Genomic DNA, 3216 nt, shown 5'->3' with positions numbered 1-3216 from the left:
CAGGAGCGACATCACGTTGAAGTATGAGGAGAGCTGCTCGTACGCCCGTACGACGCAGTGGAAGGGCTGCACCGACACCAGCCCACCGTGCCGTTCGTGCAGCTCGAGCAGGCCACCCAATGCGTCCCTGGCCAGCACAGTGTCGGCGTCGAGGAACAGCAGCAGGTCCGCACTGGTGGCGCTGGCGCCGAGATGGCAGGCCCACGCCTTCCCCGTCCAGCCGGGCGGCGGGGCAGACGCGGTTAGGACGGTGGCTCCGGCGGATCGCGCGACCGAGGCCGTCGCGTCACGGGAGCCGTCGTCGACCACCACGATCTCGGCGACCCCGATCGTGAGTTGTCGCAGGGACTCCAGCAGCGCCGGGAGCGTGGTCTCCTCGTTCCGCGCCGGGATGACGACTGACACGGGGGCCGGCTGGTCGCGGTGACCTCCTCCGCGCGGGACCGTCCGCAGGTCCCAGAGCAGCCAGCGGGCGCTGACCGCAGCGGCCAGCAGCACCACGACGAGGACCAGGCCAGTCATGCTCGCGCACCGTTGGAGCGAGTGACGACGAGCGGCATGCCGCCGCGCGGGTGCACGGCCACCTGCGCCTGGGCGGCAGGGCGGGACCAACCCGGTGGCAAGCCGATGCGGTGCTCCGCCAGCAGCCGGCTCAGCACCACGACCATCTCGCCCAGAGCGAACTCCCGGCCGATGCACAGGCGTGGCCCCTGCCCGAACGGCAGGTAGCCGCAGCGTCCCGCGCCCGCGTCCAGGAAGCGTTCGGGTCGGAAGACCAGCGGGTCGGTCCACGGGTCGGCGCGACGGTGCAGGAGCCAGGGGCTCACGATGACCAGTGTGCCGGCGGGGACCTCGTGACCTCCGATGACGTCGGCCTGGTGCGAGCGCCGCGAGAGCGCCCACGCGGGCGGGAAGAGGCGCAGCGCCTCGTCGATGACCGATCGCGTCCACGGGAGAGTGTCCCGGTGCCTGAGCAGGGACACCGGTCCGGGATGGTCGGCCAGCTCGGCGCGCACCCGGTCCTGCGCGGGCTGGTGCTCGGCCAGCAGCATCAGGGTCCACGCAAGAGCCGCGGCCACGGTCTCGTGGCCGGCGATGACCATGGTGACCAGCTCGTCGCGGATCTCGGCGTCGGTCAGGTTGCTGTCCAGCAGGAGGCCGAGGAGGTCGTCACCGTGCGAGCCGGCCGGTGAGGGCCGGCCACGTGCACGTCGCTGCGCGATGATCTCGGAGGTGATCGCGTCCAGGCGGCGGCGTGTCGAGCGCAGCCGGAGGTTCGTCCGTGTGGGGGTCCACTCCGCCGTGGGCAGGATCGACCGGCCCAGCCGCACCACGAGGTCCGCCGAGTCGCTCGTCGCATCCAGCAGCTGCTGCGCCTGCCCGGACAGGTCTGCGGAGAACAGTGCCCGCCCGACGGCGTCCAGGCCGATGCGATGCGTGAGCGCAGCAACGTCGACCACTGTGCCGTCGGCGAAGGAGTCTGCCCCGAGTTGAGCGGTGATGGCCGTGTCGGCTGCCGCGCGCACCTGGTCGCCGACGGCCTCGAGGCCTTGGTGGTGGAACGCCGGGGCGGCGAGTCGCCGGTGCTCGATCCAGCTTGGCTCGGAGGACGCCAGCAGCCCCGGTCCGCTCACCCGGGCCAGTGCGGCGTACTGCACGGTCTCCTTGCCCCAGTTGCGCGCCGAGGTCTGGAGCACGTGCCGGGCGTCGGCCGGGTCGTTGACCAGCAGCGCCGGCGCACCTGGCACCGGGAAGGCAACCAGGTCGCCGAAGCGCTCGGTGACCTCGACCAGGAAGGAGAGCGGGTCGGCGCGGACGGACCGGAAGGCGCGCGCCATGTCCAGGGTGCTGGGGCCGGGGATGCCGAGGTCGATGGGCTGCATCGCCTGCAGCCGGGTCGAGGCGCTCATGCTTCCTCCTCGCCGCTGCGGCGGCCGAGCCACACCCACACCACGCAGCTCGTCAGCACGAGGGCGAACCCGAACGCCAGGTCCTCCACCGGCGCGTAGACGAGTCGGCCGTCCCCGACGAACGTCACCCGGTCGGTGCCGATGATCGCGTCCGGGGAGTACCGGACGATGCCGCGGCCGGTGAGCCAGCCGTTGGTCACGAGCTGGAAGAACACGATGATGCCGTACGCCGCCCACCATGGGCCCGTCGTGGTCAGCCGAGTGCGTGCGACCCGCCGGTCCAGCGCGACCGCCGCCAGCACCGCCACCATGGCAATCGCCGTGTACGTCATCGGACCTCCCTGAGCTGAGGGGGACGGCCGGCCCGGTCGCGGCGGCGGGCCGCCCGCACCGCCTCGTAGGTCAGCACCGCGGCCAGCGGGATGACGACGAAGAAGGCGATCTCCTCGAGGGGAAGCCCGGCCACGCGCCAGGGCAGGGTCTGTGCCTCGTCGAAACGCCAGTGTCCCACCTTGGTGGCATGCAGGTCCCAGACGAGCAACGGTGCCCCGGCCGCGAGGATGGTCAGGAGCAGCCGTCGCGGCTGCCGCAGCACCCGGAGTCCGAAGGCGGGGATGAGCGGAAGCGTGCCGGCCAGGCAGAAGGCCAGCATGGCGACGTACGACCAGTGCGGCAGGCTCATCGGAGCTCTCCCGCCGAGAGCCGGTCGCCGGACCCACCCGTCATTCAGGCACCGGCAGCGACGACCGGTCGCCGGTCATGCGCTTGAGGACGAGCTCGGCGCTGATCAGGCACATCGGTAGACCCACGCCGGGAACGGTACTTGCCCCGGCATAGAGGAGTCCGTCGACCTTCGACGACACGTTGCCCGGGCGCAGGAACGCGCTCTGGCGCCGGGTGTGCTCGAGGCCGAGCGCCCCGCCGCGCCACGCGTTGTAGCGGCGCTGGAAGTCCTCGGGCCCCACCGTGGCGCGCACCCGGATGCGATCGCGGAGGTCGGGGGCTCCGGCCCAGAGGGCCACCTGGTCGATGGCCGCATCCGCTGCGCGCTCCACCGCCTCGGACCCCCGACCGTCGTCGCCACCCCGGCCGATGGCAACGTCGGCCGGGACCGGCACCAGGACGAAGAGGTTCTCGCACCCCTGCGGCGCCACGGTCGGGTCGCTCTGGGAGGGCTTGCAGACGTAGATCGACGCGGGGTCCGGGACGCGCGCGTCCGGACCGAAGATGTCGCCGAAGTTGCGGTCCCAGTCCGAGGTGAAGAACAGGGAGTGGTGGGCGAGCTGCGGGAGGCGCCCTTCCACCC

The 3216-nt window shown here is 72.2% G+C and carries 5 protein-coding genes; all 5 read right to left on the bottom strand.

The window, feature by feature from the left end; genetic code table 11:
• On the bottom strand, positions 1 to 522 hold a 522-nt coding region (locus tag VIM19_21050; GenBank protein ID HEY5187321.1), incomplete at its 3' end, for a glycosyltransferase.
• Positions 519 to 1910 carry a cytochrome P450 gene (locus VIM19_21045; GenBank protein ID HEY5187320.1) on the bottom strand — a complete coding sequence of 464 codons (1392 nt, stop codon included), beginning with the start codon at positions 1908 to 1910 and terminating at the stop codon, positions 519 to 521. The genes VIM19_21045 and VIM19_21050, both read right to left, overlap by 4 nt.
• Positions 1907 to 2242 (bottom strand): lycopene cyclase domain-containing protein, encoded by a 336-nt coding sequence (locus VIM19_21040; GenBank protein ID HEY5187319.1) that lies wholly within the window; start codon positions 2240 to 2242, stop codon positions 1907 to 1909. The genes VIM19_21045 and VIM19_21040 overlap by 4 nt, the downstream gene beginning before the upstream one ends.
• On the bottom strand, positions 2239 to 2592 hold the full coding sequence (locus tag VIM19_21035) for a lycopene cyclase domain-containing protein (GenBank protein ID HEY5187318.1): 354 nt from the start codon (positions 2590 to 2592) through the stop codon (positions 2239 to 2241). The genes VIM19_21040 and VIM19_21035 overlap by 4 nt, the downstream gene beginning before the upstream one ends.
• Positions 2593 to 2632: 40 nt before the next feature.
• A partial coding sequence (locus VIM19_21030) for a phytoene desaturase (GenBank protein HEY5187317.1) occupies positions 2633 to 3216 on the bottom strand: 584 nt, incomplete at its 5' end.

It is taken from the genome of Actinomycetes bacterium (genome assembly GCA_036510875.1).
In the GTDB taxonomy this organism is placed as follows: domain Bacteria; phylum Actinomycetota; class Actinomycetes; order Prado026; family Prado026; genus DATCDE01.
This window is presented reverse-complemented; position numbering and strand designations above follow the sequence as displayed.

Coding starts and splice junctions, on each gene's coding strand:
- VIM19_21035 (HEY5187318.1), bottom strand. CDS start 2,592: ATGAGCCTGCCGCACTGGTCGTACGTCGCCATGCTGGCCTTCTGCCTG.
- VIM19_21040 (HEY5187319.1), bottom strand. CDS start 2,242: ATGACGTACACGGCGATTGCCATGGTGGCGGTGCTGGCGGCGGTCGCG.
- VIM19_21045 (HEY5187320.1), bottom strand. CDS start 1,910: ATGAGCGCCTCGACCCGGCTGCAGGCGATGCAGCCCATCGACCTCGGC.